15 protein-coding genes are annotated in these 17,239 nt (G+C 68.8%); 3 read left to right on the top strand and 12 right to left on the bottom strand.

What is annotated here, in order from left to right; translation table 11 throughout:
- Window positions 1–28: 28 nt before the first annotated feature.
- From prcA to arc, 5 genes are all read right to left on the bottom strand, one after another.
- A complete protein-coding gene (prcA, locus tag ACIBUY_RS35555; RefSeq protein WP_365577051.1) occupies window positions 29–796 on the bottom strand; it encodes a proteasome subunit alpha in 768 nt (255 codons plus the stop codon).
- A gap of 65 nt (window positions 797–861) precedes the next feature.
- Window positions 862–1,707 (bottom strand): proteasome subunit beta, encoded by an 846-nt coding sequence (gene prcB, locus ACIBUY_RS35550; RefSeq protein ID WP_365577049.1) that lies wholly within the window; start codon window positions 1,705–1,707, stop codon window positions 862–864.
- Window positions 1,708–1,922: 215 nt separating this feature from the next.
- Window positions 1,923–2,141, bottom strand: a complete 219-nt coding sequence (locus tag ACIBUY_RS35545; RefSeq protein ID WP_365577047.1) for a ubiquitin-like protein Pup — start codon at window positions 2,139–2,141, stop codon at window positions 1,923–1,925.
- Window positions 2,142–2,293: 152 nt separating this feature from the next.
- Window positions 2,294–3,805, bottom strand: coding sequence for a depupylase/deamidase Dop (dop, locus tag ACIBUY_RS35540; protein WP_365577046.1), 1,512 nt, complete (start codon window positions 3,803–3,805; stop codon window positions 2,294–2,296).
- 269 nt (window positions 3,806–4,074) lie between these two features.
- A complete protein-coding gene (gene arc, locus ACIBUY_RS35535) occupies window positions 4,075–5,841 on the bottom strand; it encodes a proteasome ATPase (protein WP_365577044.1) in 1,767 nt (588 codons plus the stop codon).
- A gap of 265 nt (window positions 5,842–6,106) precedes the next feature.
- Here arc and ACIBUY_RS35530 point away from each other — a divergent pair, with 265 nt between their 5' ends.
- Entirely contained in the window at window positions 6,107–6,421 is a 315-nt protein-coding gene (locus ACIBUY_RS35530) for a ferredoxin (RefSeq protein ID WP_365577042.1), read from the top strand.
- Between the two features lie 80 nt (window positions 6,422–6,501).
- Here the strand turns inward: ACIBUY_RS35530 and ACIBUY_RS35525 are convergent, their stop codons facing one another.
- The 3 genes from ACIBUY_RS35525 to ACIBUY_RS35515 all read right to left on the bottom strand — a co-directional run bounded on the left by ACIBUY_RS35525 (window position 6,502) and on the right by ACIBUY_RS35515 (window position 10,162).
- Window positions 6,502–7,086 (bottom strand): hypothetical protein, encoded by a 585-nt coding sequence (locus ACIBUY_RS35525; RefSeq protein ID WP_365577040.1) that lies wholly within the window; start codon window positions 7,084–7,086, stop codon window positions 6,502–6,504.
- A 272-nt stretch (window positions 7,087–7,358) separates the two neighbouring features.
- Window positions 7,359–8,264 (bottom strand): tRNA (adenine-N1)-methyltransferase, encoded by a 906-nt coding sequence (locus ACIBUY_RS35520; protein ID WP_018535043.1) that lies wholly within the window; start codon window positions 8,262–8,264, stop codon window positions 7,359–7,361.
- A 389-nt stretch (window positions 8,265–8,653) separates the two neighbouring features.
- Window positions 8,654–10,162, bottom strand: a complete 1,509-nt coding sequence (locus ACIBUY_RS35515; protein WP_399154848.1) for a site-2 protease family protein — start codon at window positions 10,160–10,162, stop codon at window positions 8,654–8,656.
- Window positions 10,163–10,341: 179 nt separating this feature from the next.
- On the opposite strand from ACIBUY_RS35515, the gene ACIBUY_RS35510 reads away from it, so the two are divergent.
- Entirely contained in the window at window positions 10,342–11,238 is an 897-nt protein-coding gene (locus ACIBUY_RS35510; RefSeq protein WP_365577036.1) for a RecB family exonuclease, read from the top strand.
- A 38-nt stretch (window positions 11,239–11,276) separates the two neighbouring features.
- Window positions 11,277–11,948, top strand: coding sequence for a response regulator transcription factor (locus tag ACIBUY_RS35505; protein ID WP_365577034.1), 672 nt, complete (start codon window positions 11,277–11,279; stop codon window positions 11,946–11,948).
- An 83-nt stretch (window positions 11,949–12,031) separates the two neighbouring features.
- Here the strand turns inward: ACIBUY_RS35505 and ACIBUY_RS35500 are convergent, their stop codons facing one another.
- The 4 genes from ACIBUY_RS35500 to ACIBUY_RS35485 form a co-directional block, all read right to left on the bottom strand.
- The gene (locus tag ACIBUY_RS35500) at window positions 12,032–13,609 is read right to left on the bottom strand and encodes an ABC transporter substrate-binding protein (protein WP_399154847.1); all 1,578 of its coding nucleotides are present in this window, start codon (window positions 13,607–13,609) and stop codon (window positions 12,032–12,034) included.
- Window positions 13,610–13,667: 58 nt separating this feature from the next.
- A complete protein-coding gene (locus ACIBUY_RS35495) occupies window positions 13,668–15,275 on the bottom strand; it encodes an ABC transporter substrate-binding protein (RefSeq protein ID WP_399154846.1) in 1,608 nt (535 codons plus the stop codon).
- A 357-nt stretch (window positions 15,276–15,632) separates the two neighbouring features.
- Window positions 15,633–16,328: an HAD family phosphatase gene (locus tag ACIBUY_RS35490; RefSeq protein WP_365577028.1), complete on the bottom strand. Its 696-nt coding sequence runs from the start codon at window positions 16,326–16,328 to the stop codon at window positions 15,633–15,635.
- Window positions 16,329–16,427: 99 nt separating this feature from the next.
- Window positions 16,428–17,239: vitamin B12 dependent-methionine synthase activation domain-containing protein (locus tag ACIBUY_RS35485; protein WP_365577026.1), on the bottom strand; the 812-nt coding region annotated here is incomplete at its 5' end.

Here is a 17,239-nt window from a genome sequence, read left to right as displayed (position 1 = left end):
AGGACGACGAACGCTCCGCGGACTACCGCTAGTCGTCCTCGGACGAACTCTCGTCGGACACGGCCTCCGAAGCGGCCTTCGAGACCTCGGCCGCCCCCTCCGCCGTCAGCAGACGCGACAACTGCCGCCCCGCGATCCGCTTGAACTTCCGCTGCTGCGGCCGCGTACGGTCGAGCACCGCCACTTCGAGACGCTCCGCGGGGATCTCCCGCTCCGTCCCGTTCGTATCCCTCGACAGCGCCTGGACCGCCAGCTTCAGCGCCTCCGACAGCGACATGCCGTCCTGGTGCCGCTGGTCCAGGTAACCGCTGATCTGCTCCGCGTTGCCACCGACCGCCACCGAGCCGTGCTCGTCGACGATCGACCCGTCGTGCGGCAGCCGGTAGATCTGGTCGCCCTCGGGCGACTCACCGACCTCCGCCACGACGAGCTCCACCTCGTACGGCTTCTCACCGGCGCTGGAGAAGATCGTGCCCAGCGTCTGCGCGTACACGTTCGCCAGACCACGCGCGGTCACGTCGTCACGGTCGTACGTGTAGCCCCGCAGATCCGCGTAACGGACGCCGCCGATACGGAGGTTCTCGTACTCGTTGTACTTGCCGGCGGCCGCGAAGCCGATCCGGTCGTAGATCTCGCTGAACTTGTGAAGAGCACGGGACGGGTTCTCGCCGACGAACACGATGCCGTCGGCGTACTGCAGCACAACCAGGCTGCGACCGCGGGCGATGCCCTTGCGCGCGTACTCCGCGCGGTCGGCCATGGCCTGCTGGGGTGAGACATAGAACGGCGTCGACACCGGCTATCCGTCCCTTTCTGTCAGTAACAACTCAGTGGGGAACCAGAGGCTGAGGAGCAGTCAACTCACAGCAGTGCGGCCCGCGGGCCGTCCGGCTGCTCCATACGCCGATCCAGGATCGAGCGGGCGATCGCCGACGACTCGTCGTCCGTGAGCCGCCGGAAGCCCTCGTCCGTGATCACGGTGACGATCGGGAAGATCCGGCGCGCCATGTCCGGACCGCCCGTCGCCGAGTCGTCGTCCGCCGCGTCGTACAGCGCCTGCACGACCAGCGTCGTCGCCTCCTCCTCCGACAGATCCGCACGGTAGAGCTTCTTCATCGCCCCCCGCGCGAACACCGAACCGGAACCGGTGGCGGCGTACCCCGTCTCCTCGCTGCGCCCGCCCGTGACGTCGTACGAGAAGATCCGCCCCTTCTCGCGATCGACGTCGTACCCGGCGAACAACGGCACAACGGCCAGGCCCTGCATGGCCATGCCCAGGTTCGACCGGATCATCGTCGAGAGCCGGTTCGCCTTGCCCTCCAGCGACAGCTGGGCGCCTTCGACCTTCTCGAAGTGCTCGAGCTCCAGCTGGAAGAGCTTGACCATCTCGACGGCCAGACCGGCGGTGCCGGCGATGCCGACGGCCGAGTACTCGTCCGCCGGGAAGACCTTCTCGATGTCGCGCTGCGCGATGACATTGCCCATCGTGGCCCGACGGTCACCGGCGAGCACGACGCCGCCGGGGAACGTGACGGAGACGATGGTCGTGCCGTGCGGGGCCTCGATGACGCCCTGCGTGGGCGGCAACTGCCGCTTGCCGGGCAGCATTTCGGGCTGGTGCTCGGACAAGAAGTCCATGAAGGACGACGATCCAGGCGTCAGGAAGGCTGCCGGCAGACGCCCGGTGCTACGAGGGTTGGCTTCCACGCGTTTCCTTCCACGTAAATGCAGTTGAAGCTCGGTACGCCACGGACCCTACCCGTCTCGCGGCTGTGATCCACATGAGCTGCCGGAACCTTGAAGGCTTCTGCGGTGCTGCTGCGTGACCGAGCGGGAAGCGCCCTCTGGCGGGCACTCCTCGATCACGCAGCACACACCGACTTCCTCCGCCGGCTCACCTTCAGTTCAAAGAAGCAAGCGCCTTACTGGCCACCCTTTTGAACGAAGGAACGCACGAAGTCCTCGGCGTTCTCCTCGAGGACGTCGTCGATCTCGTCCAGAACCGAGTCGACATCGTCACTCAGCTTCTCCTGGCGCTCCTTGAGGTCGTCGGTCGCCTGCGCGTCCTGCGCCTGCTCCTCGACCTCCTCGGTGTTGCGCGTCGCCTTCTGCTGTCCGCCGCCGGTGTCCTTGGTTGCCATGTCCAGCTCACCCCGCTCGGTTCGACATTCACGTCGTTCAGGCCGTTCGTGATCAGAACCCTACAAGTCGGGTCTGACATCGGCCCCGCACTTTGTGCAACGTGCGGGGCCCACCTCTGTGATTCCCCTGCCGCCGACTTTTCAGCCGCCGATCAGCCGCCGGACAGGACCCGGACCAGATCTTCGGCCGTGCGGCACCGGTCAAGGAGCTCTTTCACGTGATTTCGCGTTCCGCGAAGGGGCTCGAGGGTTGGGACGCGCTGGAGCGAGTCCCGGCCGGGCAGGTCGAAGATCACCGAGTCCCAGGAGGCCGCGGCGACGTCGTCCGCGTACTGCTCGAGGCAGCGGCCGCGGAAGTAGGCGCGGGTGTCCTCCGGAGGCTTCGTACGGGCCCTTTCGACCTCGGACTCGTCCAGGAGGCGCTTCATCTTGCCGCGTGCCGCCAGACGGTTGTACAGGCCCTTCTCGGCCCGTACGTCGGCGTACTGGAGGTCGACGAGGTGCAGCCGCGCGGCGTCCCAGTCCAGGTCGTCACGGCGGCGGTAGCCCTCCATGAGCTCCCGCTTGGCGACCCAGTCCAGCTCGCCGGACAGGCTCATGGGGTCGGACTCCAGACGCCCGAGGACGTCCTCCCAGCGGGTGAGCACGTCCCTGGTCTGGTCGTCCGCGTCGGCGCCGAAGCGCTCCTCGACGTACTTCCTGGCGAGTTCGTAGTACTCCATCTGGAGCTGGACCGCGGTCAGTGTGCGGCCGCTGCGCAGCGTGATCAGGTGCTGGAGGGTCGGGTCGTGGGAGACCTGGTGGAGGGTGCGGACGGGCTGGTCCACGGCCAGGTCGACCGCGATGAAGCCGTCCTCGATCATGGAGAGGACCAGCGCCGTCGTGCCGAGTTTCAGGTAGGTCGAGATCTCGGAGAGGTTGGCGTCGCCGATGATCACGTGGAGCCTGCGGTACTTCTCCGCGTCGGAGTGCGGCTCGTCCCGCGTGTTGATGATCGGGCGCTTGAGCGTGGTCTCGAGGCCGACCTCGACCTCGAAGTAGTCCGCGCGCTGGCTGAGCTGGAAGCCGTGCTCGTGTCCGTCCTGGCCGATGCCGACGCGGCCCGCTCCGGTGACGACCTGACGGGACACGAAGAAGGGCGTGAGGTGGCGCACGATGTCCGAGAAGGGGGTCTCCCGCTTCATCAGGTAGTTCTCGTGCGTCCCGTAGGAGGCGCCCTTGTTGTCGGTGTTGTTCTTGTAGAGGTGGATCGGCTGGGCACCGGGGAGCTGGGCGGCCCGCTCGGCGGCCTCGGCCATGATGCGCTCGCCGGCCTTGTCCCACAGGACGGCGTCCCAGGGGTTGGTGACCTCGGGTGAGCTGTATTCGGGGTGTGCGTGGTCGACGTAGAGGCGCGCGCCGTTGGTGAGGATGACGTTGGCCAGGCCGATGTCCTCGTCGGTGAGCTGGCTGGAGTCGGCGGCCTCCCGGGCGAGGTCGAAGCCTCGCGCGTCGCGCAGCGGGTTCTCCTCCTCGAAGTCCCAGCGGGCGCGGCGGGCCCGGTGCATCGCCGCCGCGTACGCGTTGACGATCTGGGACGAGGTGAGCATGGCATTGGCATTGGGGTGGCCGGGGACGGAGATTCCATACTCCGTCTCGATGCCCATTACTCGCCGTACGGTCATGCGGCCCTCCTTGCCCGGCGGCGCCCTCGGTCGGGGGCGGCGCTCAAGTACCGCTGGTTCTCCGGTGCGTGTGCGGTGCCCGTCCCCGCACGGCGCGACTCGGCGGCATGGAAGAGCCTAGAACGCCTTTGCGCTGGTGGGGAGATCATTTGCGTCATTGCTTCGCTCCGACGTCGAGCAGGTGATCGCGTGGTCGTTCGCGGTTAGTTGCCTGGAAAAACAGTGGGCTGCGGGTACCCGTGTCCGGGCACCCGCAGCCACCCTGTCTTTTACAGGTACTGACCGGTGTTCGCCACCGTGTCGATGGAGCGTCCGGTGTCTGCGCCCTGCTTTCCGGTGACGAGCGTGCGGATGTAGACGATCCGCTCGCCCTTCTTTCCGGAGATCCGGGCCCAGTCGTCCGGGTTCGTGGTGTTGGGCAGGTCCTCGTTCTCCTTGAACTCGTCGATGCAAGCCTGGAGGAGGTGAGCGACCCTGAGGCCCTTCTGGTTCTGGTCGAGGAAGGCCTTGATGGCCATCTTCTTGGCGCGGCCGACGATGTTTTCGATCATTGCGCCGGAGTTGAAGTCCTTGAAGTACAGGACTTCCTTGTCGCCATTGGCGTACGTGACTTCCAGGAAGCGGTTTTCCTCGGATTCCGCGTACATGTGCTCCACGGCCGTCTGGATCATGGCGTGGACCGTGGCGGCCTTGTCGCTGCCGTGCTCGGTGAGGTCGTCACCGTGGAGCGGGAGCCGCTCGGTGAGGTACTTGCCGAAGATGTCCTTGGCCGCTTCGGCGTCCGGGCGCTCGATCTTGATCTTCACGTCGAGTCGGCCGGGTCGCAGGATGGCGGGGTCGATCATGTCCTCGCGGTTCGAGGCACCGATCACCACCACGTTCTGCAGGCCCTCGACGCCGTCGATCTCGGCGAGCAGCTGCGGGACGATGGTGTTCTCCACGTCCGAGCTGACACCGGAGCCACGGGTGCGGAACAGGGACTCCATCTCGTCGAAGAAGACGATGACGGGCGTGCCCTCGCTGGCCTTCTCGCGAGCCCGCTGGAAGACGAGGCGGATCTGCCGCTCGGTCTCACCGACGTACTTGTTGAGAAGCTCGGGACCCTTGATGTTGAGGAAGAAGCTCTTGCCCTGGCCCTGTCCGGTCACTTCCGCGACCTTCTTGGCGAGGGAGTTGGCGACGGCCTTGGCGATCAGGGTCTTGCCGCATCCGGGGGGCCCGTAGAGCAGTACGCCCTTGGGCGGCCGCAGTTCGTGCTCCTTGTAGAGGTCCGGGTAGAGGTAGGGCAGTTCGACCGCGTCGCGGATCAGCTCGATCTGGTTGCCCAGGCCGCCGATCTGCTCGTAGCCGATGTCCGGGACCTCTTCGAGGACCAGCTCTTCCACTTCGCTCTTGGGTACGACTTCGTAGACGTAGCCGGATCGGGGTTCGAGAAGGAGGGCGTCGCCGGGGCGGATGGTGACGTCCAGGAGAGGCTCGGCGAGCCTCACCACCCGCTCCTCGTCGGTGTGCCCGGTCACGAGGGCACGCTCGCCGTCCTCGAGGATCTCCTTGAGGGTGACGATGTCGCCGACGCTCTCGTACTCCATGGCCTCGACCACGTTGAGCGCTTCGTTGAGCATTACTTCCTGGCCGCGCCGGAGCTCTTCGAGCTCGACGCTCGGGCTCACGTTCACACGGAGTTTGCGGCCGCCGGTGAAGATGTCGGCGGTACCGTCCTCATTCGCCGTGAGGAAGACTCCGAAGCCGGCCGGCGGCTGTGCGAGCCGGTCGACTTCTTCCTTGAGGGCCACGATCTGGTCGCGGGCCTCGCGGAGTGTGTTGGCGAGCCGTTCGTTCTGGGCGGACACTCCGGCCAGGTTGGTCTGCAACTCGACGATCCGCTCTTCGAGAATCCTCGTATGACGCGGAGAGTCGGCGAGCTTGCGCCGCAGGACGGCGATTTCCTGCTCGAGATAGGCAATCTGCCCGGCCGGGTCGTCGGACCCTCGTCCCGGGCGGATGCCGCGGTTGATGTCGTCGTCGTGGGCTGCCACGGTCCTCACCTCCTCCAAGGGGAGCTGGACGCTTCCAGACCCTACCTGGGCGGGTGTCGATTGAAACCCCTAGATCACAAAGACAATGGGGGTGTGTCCGATCTTCACCCTTGCGCTCTCCCTCACGCCAGGGGAATACCCACCCAACAACATCGGAAAGCGGGCGGTTGTAGGGTCGAAGTGTTCAACACCCGTCAGGCCTGGCCCGACTTGCTCCTGTGAAGTCGGAATTCCGGGGCCACGACGCAGGAAACGGCAGGAGAGCATGACCGTGCAGCAAGAGGCCGGATCCGGCATCGACACCGGCGTTCCGCTGGAGGTGTGGATCGACCAGGACCTGTGCACCGGCGACGGGATCTGTGCCCAGTACGCGCCCGAGGTGTTCGAGCTGGACATCGACGGGCTCGCATATGTGAAGAGCCCGGACGACGAGCTGTTGCAGGACCCCGGTGCCTCAACGCCCGTACCGCTTCCGCTCCTCACGGATGTGGTGGCGTCCGCGAAGGAGTGCCCGGGCGACTGCATCCACGTACGTCGGGTTTCGGACAGCGTCGAGGTGTTCGGTCCGGACGCGGAGTGAGCGTGAGGTGACCGTCCGTGCGGACGGTGAAGGGCCCCGCCCGCCGGTGTGAACCGGTGGGCGGGGCCCTTCGCGTGAGGTCAGACGCTGCTTGCCGCGGCGGGGGTGGAGCGGACGAACGCCCCGTTCTGCCACTGCCACTTGGCCTTGTCGTGGACGTCGGGGCGGTAGCGCGGCACGTCGGGGCTCGAGTAGCCCTCGAGCGTGGCTGTGACGGCTCCGGCCCGTACGTCGAGCGCGGTGACGGTGAAGTTGTCCTTCGGGGCGATGAGGGTGGCGACGATCCGGGGTCCGGCTCCGTCGGGCCGGGTGAGGACGTACAGCCCGTTGGGCGGGGTGCCTGAGCCTGCGTCGCAGCGGACCGCGGCGACCGTCTCGGGTCTGCCGTCGCCGTCGAGGTCGCCGGAGGCCTTTTTCTGGACGACGACCTTCACGGGCCCGCAGTTGATCGGGAAGTGGACCGCCGCCGGGTCGGGCGGGGCGACGGCGTGCGCCTTGGTGGTGGCCGTCTTGGCGTCGGCCTGGGCCGCGGTGGCGGAGTCCGGCTGGAGGAAGCCGGAGGCCGCGACGACGGCGGCGAGGGCGGCCGCGGTGGCCAGCCAGTGGATGGGGCGGGTGGTGGTGTGCGCCAGTTCCGGGATCGACTGCCGGGGGGGCTGCTGCACTAGGAGCGTCTCCTGTGAGGGCTGTGCCGGTGGGGGTGGCCAGCATCGTGCCATACGTCACAGGGGAGAGGAACGGCGGGGGGTATCGATGATTCCGCTGATTCCGCGTATCCGCGGTGGCGCGTGGGGCGGGGTGCTGCCGGTGTGTCACCCGGGTCAACGGACGGGCGCCGCCGCCGAGTTCCCGTACGAGGTGGGGAACTCGGCGGCGGCGCCGGTGCGTTGTGGAGTTGTACGTGCCCAGGTGTGGCCCTGGTGTTACCCGGTGCGGGTCAGCGGCCTCGGTTGCCGCCGTCGGCGTTCGGGCCGTCGTAGTCCTCGCCGTAGGCACCCTTGGCGGGGCGGCGGCGGCGCATGGGCGGCTCGACGCCGTCCGCGAGGCGGCGGGCGGTGAGCAGGAAGCCGGTGTGGCCGATCATCCGGTGGTCGGGGCGGACGGCGAGGCCCTCCACGTGCCAGTTGCGGATCATCGACTCCCAGGAGGTCGGCTCGTTGAAGCAGCCGATCTCGCGGATGGACTCGACGGTGCGGGCGAGCTGCGTGGTGGTGGCCACGTAGCAGCACAGGATGCCGCCGGGGACGAGCGCCTTCTTGACGACGTCCAGGCACTCCCAGGGGGCGAGCATGTCGAGGATGACGCGGTCGACGTCACCGTCGGACAGGTTGTCCTGGAGGTCGCCGACGGTGAGCTGCCAGGCGGGGTGCGGGCCGCCGAAGTAGCGCTCGACGTTGCCCTTGGCGATCTCGGCGAAGTCCTCGCGGCGCTCGTAGGAGTGCAGCATGCCCTCGTCGCCGATGGCGCGCAGCAGGAAGCTGCTGAGGGAGCCGGAGCCCACGCCCGCCTCGACGACGCGGGCGCCGGGGAAGATGTCGGCGAAGGCCAGGATCTGCCCCGCGTCCTTGGGGTAGACCACGGCGGCGCCGCGGGGCATGGACAGGACGTAGTCGGGGAGCAGGGGGCGCAGCGCGAGGTAGGCGACGTTTCCGGTGGTGCGGACAACGCTGCCCTCGGGTGCGCCGATCAGCTCGTCGTGCGGGAAGGAACCCTTGTGGGTGTGGAAGTTCTTTCCCTCTTCGAGCGTGAACGTGTAGTGGCGGCCCTTGGGGTCGGTCAGCTGAACCTGGTCCCCGACCTTGAAGGGCCCGCGTCGGCGGGCGGCACCGGTCGGTTCGGACATGTGACCAGCCTACCGGCCCTGGCGCGGGGCGCCGACCACGGTGCCGCGCGGTGCCCGTGGGAGTGAACCCGTGCCGGTACGCGCGTACGGGGCCGGGCTGCTGCAGGCTCGCCGCAAGCGCCCGATGACCCGCGCGATCGTCAAGCAGGGTGTCGAGCTGTCGGGACTGCTCCCCCAGGACAGCGATGCGCGGGAGACGCTTGCGCGGCATATCGACGCGATGGTCCGCAGGATCGCGAGGACGAGGACCAACGGTCGCGTGACCACGTCGTGGCGGCGCCTGGTGGTGGCTGCGTCCGCCGGCGGCGTTCGTCGGGCTGCTCGGTGCGGTCGGGCTCGGGCAGGATGCCGTGCCGCGGCGGCGGGACGCCGGGGGCGGCCGCTGCAGGTCAGGAGGGCCGGGCCATCGCCTTCACGAATGCGCGTTCCACGTCGGCCGCGGAGAGGACTCCGTAGATGGCTCCGTTGTCCTCGACCACCAGGTATTCCGTGGCCGGGGTCGCGCGGAGGGTGTCGAGGAGGTCTTCGCCCGCGAGTTCCACGGAGACGCGCATGCCGTCCGTGAGGTCCTGGGCGAGGCCGCTGACGGGGACCCAGGGGCGGCGGTGTTCGGGGACGCCGACGATGGCGGCCTCGCGGACCAGGGAGCGGGGTTCTCCGTCGGCGTCGACGACGACGAGGGCACGGGCGCCCGCTTCGTTGGCGCGGCGCAGGGCTTCGGAGAGCGGGGTCGCGGGTTCCACCGGGACGGCGCGGCGGGTGAGGGTGCGGGCGCGCAGTTCCGGGAGGTGTTCGCGCAGGCGGGCCATGCGCAGGCTGTTGCCGGCGCCGGTCCAGATGATCGCGGCGAGGATGGCGGCCAGGAGCGCGTCCGTGACGGTGTCCATGCCGCTGACGTCCTCGGCGCTCTGGCCGAGTGCGCCGGACTGGGTGAGCAGCGGCAGGCCGATGAGGACCGTGACGGCGAGGGCGCGGCCGACCCAGGCGGCGGCGATGGTGCCGCTCATGGGCTTGCCGGTGATCTTCCAGACGACGGCGCGGAGCATGCGGCCGCCGTCGAGGGGCAGGCCCGGCAGGAGGTTGAACGCGGCGACGATGAGGTTCGAGACCATCAGGCCCGCGAGGAGGACGCCGGGAACGGTGCCGGCTTCCACGGCCATCATGCAGAGGTAGAAGACGCCGGACAGGACGAGGGAGAGCAGCGGTCCGACGAAGGCGAGGACGAATTCGCGGCCCGGGGTCTCGGACTCCTTCTCGATCTCCGAGACGCCGCCGAAGAACTGCAGCTGGATCCGGCGGACCGGCAGCTTGAAGCGCAGGGCGGCGACGGTGTGCGCGAGTTCGTGGACGAGCACGGACGCGTAGAAGGCGACGGCGAAGAAGAGGGCGACCAGGTAGCGGGCCGCGCCGAGTTCGGGCAGGACGCGGTCGAGCTGGCCGCCGAACACCCAGGTGATCAGGGCGGCGACGAGGAACCAGCTGGGCGCGACGTAGACGGGGACGCCGAACGGACGGCCCATGAGGATGCCGCCGCGGGGTTCGGGGGTCTTGGCCGGGCCCTTGCGGTTGCCCGAGGTGGCGGCGGCGCGCTCGGGGTGGCGGTCGTGTGCGTGGTTCTCGCGGGCGGACCGGGCGGGGGGTACGTCCTGCGTCGCGTCCTGCGCCGGGCGCGGGTCCGGTTCGGGCGCGTCCTGCGCGGCCGGGTCCGCGTCGCGGCCGGTCGCGTCCCGGGCCGGTGCGGGATCCTGCTCGCCGGAGGGGCTCGCGGCCTCGGCGGAATCGCGCCCGGTCGAGGAGGTGTCCTCCGGCGGGGTCCGCTCCGCCGTGCCGGGGTTCGGCAAGGCCGTGGGCGGGGTCGCCTCGCCGGTGCCGGACTGCGGCTGGCCGCTCTCGTCCACGGTGATCCCTCGGTCCCCTCGTTCGAAGCGATTCCCGCCGCCGGGCGGGACGTTCTGGCGTCGATGGTATGCGGACGGTGTCCGGTGGCCCCCGGCGACTCCCCCGGGGCCACGCTACGCAAGACGCGGGGAACGCGCAGGTGCCTGACTGTCAGTGGCGGGCCGTATCGTCGTGGGGCATGGAGACCAGTACCGAGACGGGCCCCGAGAGCACGCCCGAGAGCGGCCCCGCGAAGCCCGCCGCCGCGCCGGCGTCGCTCTCGCCGTCGCGCGCGAGCGATTTCATGCAGTGCCCGTTGCTGTACAGGTTCCGGGTGATCGACAAGCTGCCGGAGAAGCCGAGCGAGGCGGCGACGCGGGGCACGCTGGTCCATGCCGTGCTGGAGAGACTGTTCGACGCGCCGGCCGGGGAGCGGACGGCGCCGCGGGCCAAGTCGCTGATCCCCGGGCAGTGGGACCGGCTGCGGGAGGCCAGGCCCGAGCTGGGCGAGCTGTTCGCCGATGCCGACGAGGACGCGGCGGGCGAGCGGATGACCCGGTGGCTCGGCGAGGCGGAGGCGCTGGTCGAGCGGTGGTTCACGCTGGAGGATCCGACGCGGCTGGAGCCGGCGGAGCGGGAGCTGTTCGTCGAGGCCGAGCTGGAGTCGGGGCTCAGGCTGCGCGGGATCATCGACCGGGTCGACGTGGCGCCGACCGGCGAGGTACGGATCGTCGACTACAAGACGGGCAAGGCGCCCCGCCCCGAGTACGCCGAGGGCGCGCTGTTCCAGATGAAGTTCTACGCCCTGGTGGTGTGGCGGCTGAAGGGTGTCGTGCCGCGGCGGCTGCAGCTGGTGTATCTGGGCAGCGGGGACGTGCTGACGTACGACCCGGTGATCGCGGACCTGGAGCGGGTCGAGCGCAAGCTGCACGCGCTGTGGGACGCGATCCGGCAGGCCACGGAGACGGGCGAGTGGCGGCCGCGGCCGACGAAGCTGTGCGGTTGGTGCGACCACCAGGCCGTTTGTCCGGAATTCGGCGGGACTCCCCCGCCGTATCCGTTGCAGGTAAGGGCGCCCGGGTCCGGTGAGGGCTAGCAGGGCAGAATGGGGCCGGACTATCGAAGGAGAGTTTCGTGGCCATCCGCGTCCTACTGGTCGATGACCAGCCGCTGCTGCGTACGGGCTTCCGCATGATCTTGGAGGCCGAGCAGGACCTCGCGGTCGTCGGCGAGGCCGGCGACGGCCTGCAGGCTCTCGATCAGGTGCGGGCGCTGCAGCCCGATGTGGTGCTCATGGACATCCGGATGCCGCGGATGGACGGGGTCGAGGCGACCCGGCAGATCACCGGGCCCGGTCGGGACGGTCCGGCGAAGGTGCTGGTCCTGACGACCTTCGATCTCGACGAGTACGTGGTGGAGGCGTTGAAGGCGGGCGCCAGCGGCTTCCTCCTGAAGGACGCCCCGGCCAATGAGCTGGTGCAGGCGATCCGGGTGGTGGCGGGTGGGGAGGCGATGCTCGCGCCGAGCATCACGCGTCGGCTGCTCGACAAGTACGCGGACCATCTGCCGTCGGGCGACGAGCCGGTGCCGGACACGCTGCACACGCTGACCGAGCGTGAGGTCGAGGTGCTGAAGCTGGTGGCGCGCGGCCTGTCGAACGCGGAGATCGCCGCCGACCTGTTCGTGAGCGAGACGACCGTGAAGACCCATGTCGGCCATGTCCTGACGAAGTTGGGGCTGCGCGACCGGGTGCAGGCGGCCGTGTACGCGTACGAGAGCGGGCTCGTCCGCCCCGGCGCGCAGTAGCCGGACCCGGTCGGACAGGACGACGAAGGCGGCGGTCACCCGGAGGTGGCCGCCGCCTTCGCGTGTGCGCGTGGCGCCGGGGATCAGCCCTTGCTGATCTCCCAGAACCGGAAGACGGTCGATGCGTCGAGGCAGTTCTCCAGGCCGTAGACGCCGTCGCGCACGACCGCGTACTGCTTGGCCTGCCACACGGGCAGGATCGGCAGCTGGTCGGCGACGATGTTCTGCAGCTGGTCGTACTGCTTGGTGGTGGTGGAGCGGTCGCTCTGGGCGCCGGTGTCCGGGATGATCGTGTCGGTGATCGTCTTGTTGGTGTAGCCGTTGCCGAGGACGTTGCCCTCGCCGAAGAACGGCTGGGTGAAGTTGTCCGGGTCCGGGTAGTCGGGCACCCAGCCCTTGACGTAGACGCCGTACTTGCCGGACTTGATGTCCCGCTCGTACTGGGCGAATTCGACGGACTTCACGTCGGCGTCGAACAGGCCGCTCGCGTTGAGCTGCTTGGCGATCGCCTTCAACTCGGCGTCGGTGGCCGGGCCGTAGCGGGACGGCGTGGACCAGAGGGTGAGCTTGACCTTGCCGGTGAGGCCGTCGCCGCGCAGCGCGGCCTCGGCCTTCTCCTTCGAGGGGCGTGCGCCGTACGTGTCGAAGAACGCGGTGTTGTGACCGGTGATGCCCGCCGGGATGATCGAGTACAGCGAGGTCGCGGTGTTGTCGTAGACCTCGTCGATGAGGGCGTCGCGGTCGATCAGGTAGGCCATCGCCTTGCGCACGGCGAGCTTGCCGGCGACCGGGTCCTTCACGTTGAAGACCAGGTGCTGGACCTCGGCGCTGGTGCCCTCGACGACGTCGATGTCCTTGTTGTTCGAGGCCTCGATGTCGGCGACGTCCTTGGCGGCCAGACCGCGGTAGGCGAGGTCGACGTCACCGGCGAGCAGCGACGTCTTCAGGCCTGCCTGGTCGCCGTGGAAGAACTTCATGGTGACGCCGGAGTTCTTCACCTTGGCGGTGCCGCGGTAGCTGCCGTTGACGGAGAAGTCCGCCTCGTCCTTGCCGAACGAGTCGAGCTTGTAGGGGCCCGAGCCGTCGGCCTTGCCGTCGGTGCGCAGCTTGTCCGCGGGGTACGCGGTGTGGTCGACGATCGAGCCGGCACCGGAGGCGATCTTGCTGGGGAAGGTCGCGTCGGCGTACTTGAGCTTGAAGACGACGGTCTTGGCGTCCGGCGTCTCGACCTTGTCCAGCATCGGGAACATGATCGCGGGACCGGCGTCGTCGTTGATCTTCATCATGCGGTCGAAGGAGAACTTGACGTCCTTCGACGTGAGCTCGTTGCCGTTGCTGAACTTCAGGCCCGAGCGCAGCGTGCACGAGTAGACCTTGGTGGCCGAGTCGCTGAAGTGGCACTCGTCGGCGGCCTCCGGCTCCGGCTCGGTGCCTCCGTTGGGGAAGCTGAGCAGGGACTGGAAGACGTTGTTGAACAGCAGCCACGAGCCCGGGTCGTAGCCGGACGCCGGGTCGGTGGCCTGGATGTCGTCGGACATCCCCATGACCACGGAGTCACCGGTGGCGCCGGCGCCGCCCGAGTCCGAGCCACAGCCGGTCAGCAGGGCCGCGGCCAGGCCCACGCCGAGGGGCGGGACGAGCCACTGGTTGCGCATTCTCACGTACGTGCCTTGTCGTCAGTCGTGCGGTAAGTCGTGCGGTGCGTCAGGGGTATGGGGCTCAGCCGCTGACGCCGCGGCCCAGCTCCCACAGCTGGAGGACCGAGGAGGAGGACAGCGCCCACTCCACTCCGGTGATGTCGTCGCGGGCGGCGACGTACTGCTTGCCCTGCCACAGCGGGAGGACGGGCACGTCGTCGGCGACGGTGTTCTGGATCTGCTGGAGGCTCTTGGACGCGGTGAGCCGGTCGGCCTCGCGGCGCTCGGCCGGGATCAGCTCGCCCCGGATGGTGCTGTTGGCGTACGGCGACGCGAGGAAGTTGTCCTTGTCGAGGAACGGCGCGAGGAAGTTGTCGGCGTCCGGGAAGTCGGGGAACCAGCCGAGGCCGTACACGTCGTACTCGCCCTTGAGCTGGGCGTCGCGGTAGGTGTCCCAGACGTCGCCCTTGATGTCGACGTCGAACAGGCCGCTGGCGTTCAACTGCTTCTGCAGGACCTCGAATTCCTTCTTGGTGCCCGAGCCGTAGTGATCGGTCGTGTAGTGCAGGGTGAGCTTGACCGGCGTCGTGATGTTCGCCTTGCTCAGCGTGGACGCGGCCTTGGCCTTGTCCGGGTCGCCGTACTTGTTGAAGAACGAGTTCTGGTGACCGGTGATGCCCGCGGGCACCAGCGAGTACAGCGGTTCGGCGCTGGTGCCGTAGACACTCGAGGCGAGCGCGCCGCGGTCCACGACCTGGGCCATGGCCTGGCGGACGGCCTTGCTCTTGACGCTGGGCGCCACGGTGTTGAAACCGAGGTAGCGGATCTCCATGCCCGGCATCTCGACCAGGTTGATGTTCTCCGGCGGGTTGGTGGAGTACGTGTTGATCTGCTCCGGCGACATGGTGCGCGTCATCATGTCGATGTCGCCCTTCTCCAGCGCCTTGCCCATGGCGTCGGCGCTGTCGAAGGAGACCAGCTCCACCTTGTCGTTCTTCGGCTTCAACTGCCCCTTGTAGTGGGGGTTCTTGGTGAAGACGGTCTTGACGACGGTGTTGCCCTTGACCTCGGCCTTCATCGTGTACGGGCCGGAGCCGTCCACGTCGAAGCCGTCGCGCAGCTTCTTCTTGTCGTAGTCGTCGGGGTTGACGATGCCGGCGGTCGGGGTGGCCAGCTTGTACGGGAAGGTCGCGTCCGGGGTGTTGAGGTGGAAGATCACCTTGCGGTCGCCCTGCGTCTCGATCGTGTCGATCGTGGAGAGCAGACCGTACGAGGCACTGCTGCTGTGGATGGCGCGGACGCGGTCGATGGAGTACTTGACGTCGGCGGCCGTGACGGCGCTGCCGTCGGCGAACGTCAGGTCCTTGCGCAGGGTGCACGCGTACCGCTCGCTGCCGCTGTCCGAGAAGATGCAGCTCTCGGCGGCCTCGGGGACCGGGTCACCACTGCCACTGCGGGGCATCGCCATCAGGGTCTGCACGGTCTGGCGCAGCACGTTCCAGGACCCGGCGTCATAGGCGTACGCGGGGTCGAACGGCGCGGGGACCTTGCCGGAGGCGATGAACCGGTCGGTGGTGCCCACGGCGATCGCGTCGCCGCCCCCGCTCCCGCCGTCGGACCCGCCGCAGGCGGCGAGGACGGGGGCAAGCAGGCCGACGACGGCCGGCAGCACCAAAGTCTTGCGGTTCATGCTCGACGTTCTCCAGAGCTGTTGATCCCGCGGACCGGAGGCGGGGGTGGTGCGCACGGGTCACGGGAGGGGTACGGCGATGTTCTCGCGACGACATTAATGGGCTCGCCGTCACGGTCCGCAGGCACTGGAGGGGGGTGCCCATCACGCAGCGGAACCGGGCGTGGACGCACCGAAAACACCTCAGGAGGAAGGTTCGGCGCAGGGGGCTACCAATCGGGACACAAGGTCACGGCCGAGCGCGCGCGGAACGGGCGCGCAGCACGGCGGGGTGAACCTGTCGACCCCCCGTGGAGTGGGAAAGGTCACACGTTCAACTGCGTTGGTGGAGGCGGTAATTCAGCCACGGCCGGGCCGTCAGGGCGTCATCAGGCCATGCAGGAAAGGCAGGTTGACGTGTTCGAGGGAGGGGACGACGGTGCGCCGGTGTGCGGGCTCGATGGGCGCGACGGACGGCACGGCGACGACGTGGCAGCCCGCGGCCTCGGCGGCGGCGACGCCCGTCGCGGTGTCCTCGATGACGGCGCAGCGCGCGGGTTCGGCGCCGAGCCCCGAGGCGGCGAGCAGATAGGGGTCGGGGTGCGGCTTGGTGCGGGAGACCTCGTCGCCGGCGACGGTGAGCCGGAAGTGGTGGGCGCCGAGCGAGTGCAGGACGCGGTCGATGATGCGCCGGTGGGAGGCGGAGACGAGGGCGGTCGGGACGTCGTGCGTGGCGAGCTCGGCGAGGAGTCTCGCGGCGCCCGGCATCAGCGGCAGTGACTGGCTGATGCGCCGCTCGAAGCCGTCGTTGAGGAGCACGGTCAGCTCGGGCAGCGTGATGTCGGCGCCGGTCGCCTCGATGAGGAATCCGGCGCTGCGGGTCATCGGGCCGCCGACGACGACCTGCCGCCAGGTGTCGTCGAGGGTGTGGCCGAGTGCGGCGAAGACGGCCACTTCGGCGTCCCACCAGAAGCCCTCGGTGTCGACGAGGGTTCCGTCCATGTCGAGGAGCACGGCCTGCAGGGTGGAGCCTTCGGCCGTTCGGGTACCGAGTGCGGGGACCGTACTGGTCATCCGGGCACACCTCCATGAGGGACGAGAAGGCCGGTCCCCCTCCTTGAGCGGGAGGGCGACCGGCCTGCGCTGGACCGACCAGTGTACGACCAGGCGGAATTACCGCGCGTTGAAGTACTTCGCCTCGGGGTGGTGGATGACGATCGCATCGGTGGACTGCTCGGGGTGCAGCTGGAACTCCTCGCTGAGGTGGACGCCGATCCGCTCGGGCTCGAGCAGCTCGGCGATCTTGGCGCGGTCCTCCAGGTTCGGGCAGGCGCCGTAGCCGAGGGAGAAGCGGGCACCCCGGTACTTCAGGGCGAACATGTCCTCCATCGCGGACGGGTCCTCCCCGGAGAAGCCGAGCTCGGCGCGGACGCGCGCGTGCCAGTACTCGGCGAGGGCCTCGGCCAACTGGACGGACAGGCCGTGCAGTTCGAGGTAGTCGCGGTAGGAGTCGGAGGCGAACAGCTCTGCCGTGGCTTCACCGATCTTCGAGCCGACCGTGACCACTTGGAGACCGACGACGTCGATCTCGCCGGACTCCTCGGGGCGGAAGAAGTCCGCCAGGCACAGGTGCCGGCCGCGCCGCTGGCGGGGGAAGGAGAACCGGGTCCGCTCGTTGCCCGCGTCGTCCAGGATGATCAGGTCGTCGCCCTTGGACACGCACGGGAAGTAGCCGTGCACGACGGCCGCCTCGAGCATGTTCTTGGTGTGCAGCTCGTCGAGCCAGCCGCGCAGGCGCGGGCGGCCCTCGCTCTCCACCAGCTCCTCGTACGAGGGTCCGTCGCCGGTCCGCGCCTGCTTCAGGCCCCACTGGCCCTTGAACAGGGCGCCCTCGTCGAGCCAGGAGGCGTACTCCTTGAGCTGGATGCCCTTGATGACGCGGGTGCCCCAGAACGGCGGCGCCGGGATCGGGTTGTCGACGGCGA

Source organism: Streptomyces sp. NPDC050085 (assembly GCF_044460595.1).
GTDB lineage: Bacteria > Actinomycetota > Actinomycetes > Streptomycetales > Streptomycetaceae > Streptomyces.
Note: the sequence above shows the minus strand (reverse complement) of the source record. Positions and strands in the feature narration are given on the sequence as shown.

Bases quoted from the DNA above. Each gene is read 5' to 3' on its own strand.
- ACIBUY_RS35545 (WP_365577047.1), bottom strand. From the start codon at position 2,141: ATGGCAACCAAGGACACCGGCGGCGGACAGCAGAAGGCGACGCGCAAC.
- ACIBUY_RS35530 (WP_365577042.1), top strand. From the start codon at position 6,107: ATGACCGTGCAGCAAGAGGCCGGATCCGGCATCGACACCGGCGTTCCG.
- ACIBUY_RS35490 (WP_365577028.1), bottom strand. From the start codon at position 16,328: ATGACCAGTACGGTCCCCGCACTCGGTACCCGAACGGCCGAAGGCTCC.
- ACIBUY_RS35495 (WP_399154846.1), bottom strand. From the start codon at position 15,275: ATGAACCGCAAGACTTTGGTGCTGCCGGCCGTCGTCGGCCTGCTTGCC.
- ACIBUY_RS35520 (WP_018535043.1), bottom strand. From the start codon at position 8,264: ATGTCCGAACCGACCGGTGCCGCCCGCCGACGCGGGCCCTTCAAGGTC.
- ACIBUY_RS35510 (WP_365577036.1), top strand. From the start codon at position 10,342: ATGGAGACCAGTACCGAGACGGGCCCCGAGAGCACGCCCGAGAGCGGC.
- dop (WP_365577046.1), bottom strand. From the start codon at position 3,805: ATGACCGTACGGCGAGTAATGGGCATCGAGACGGAGTATGGAATCTCC.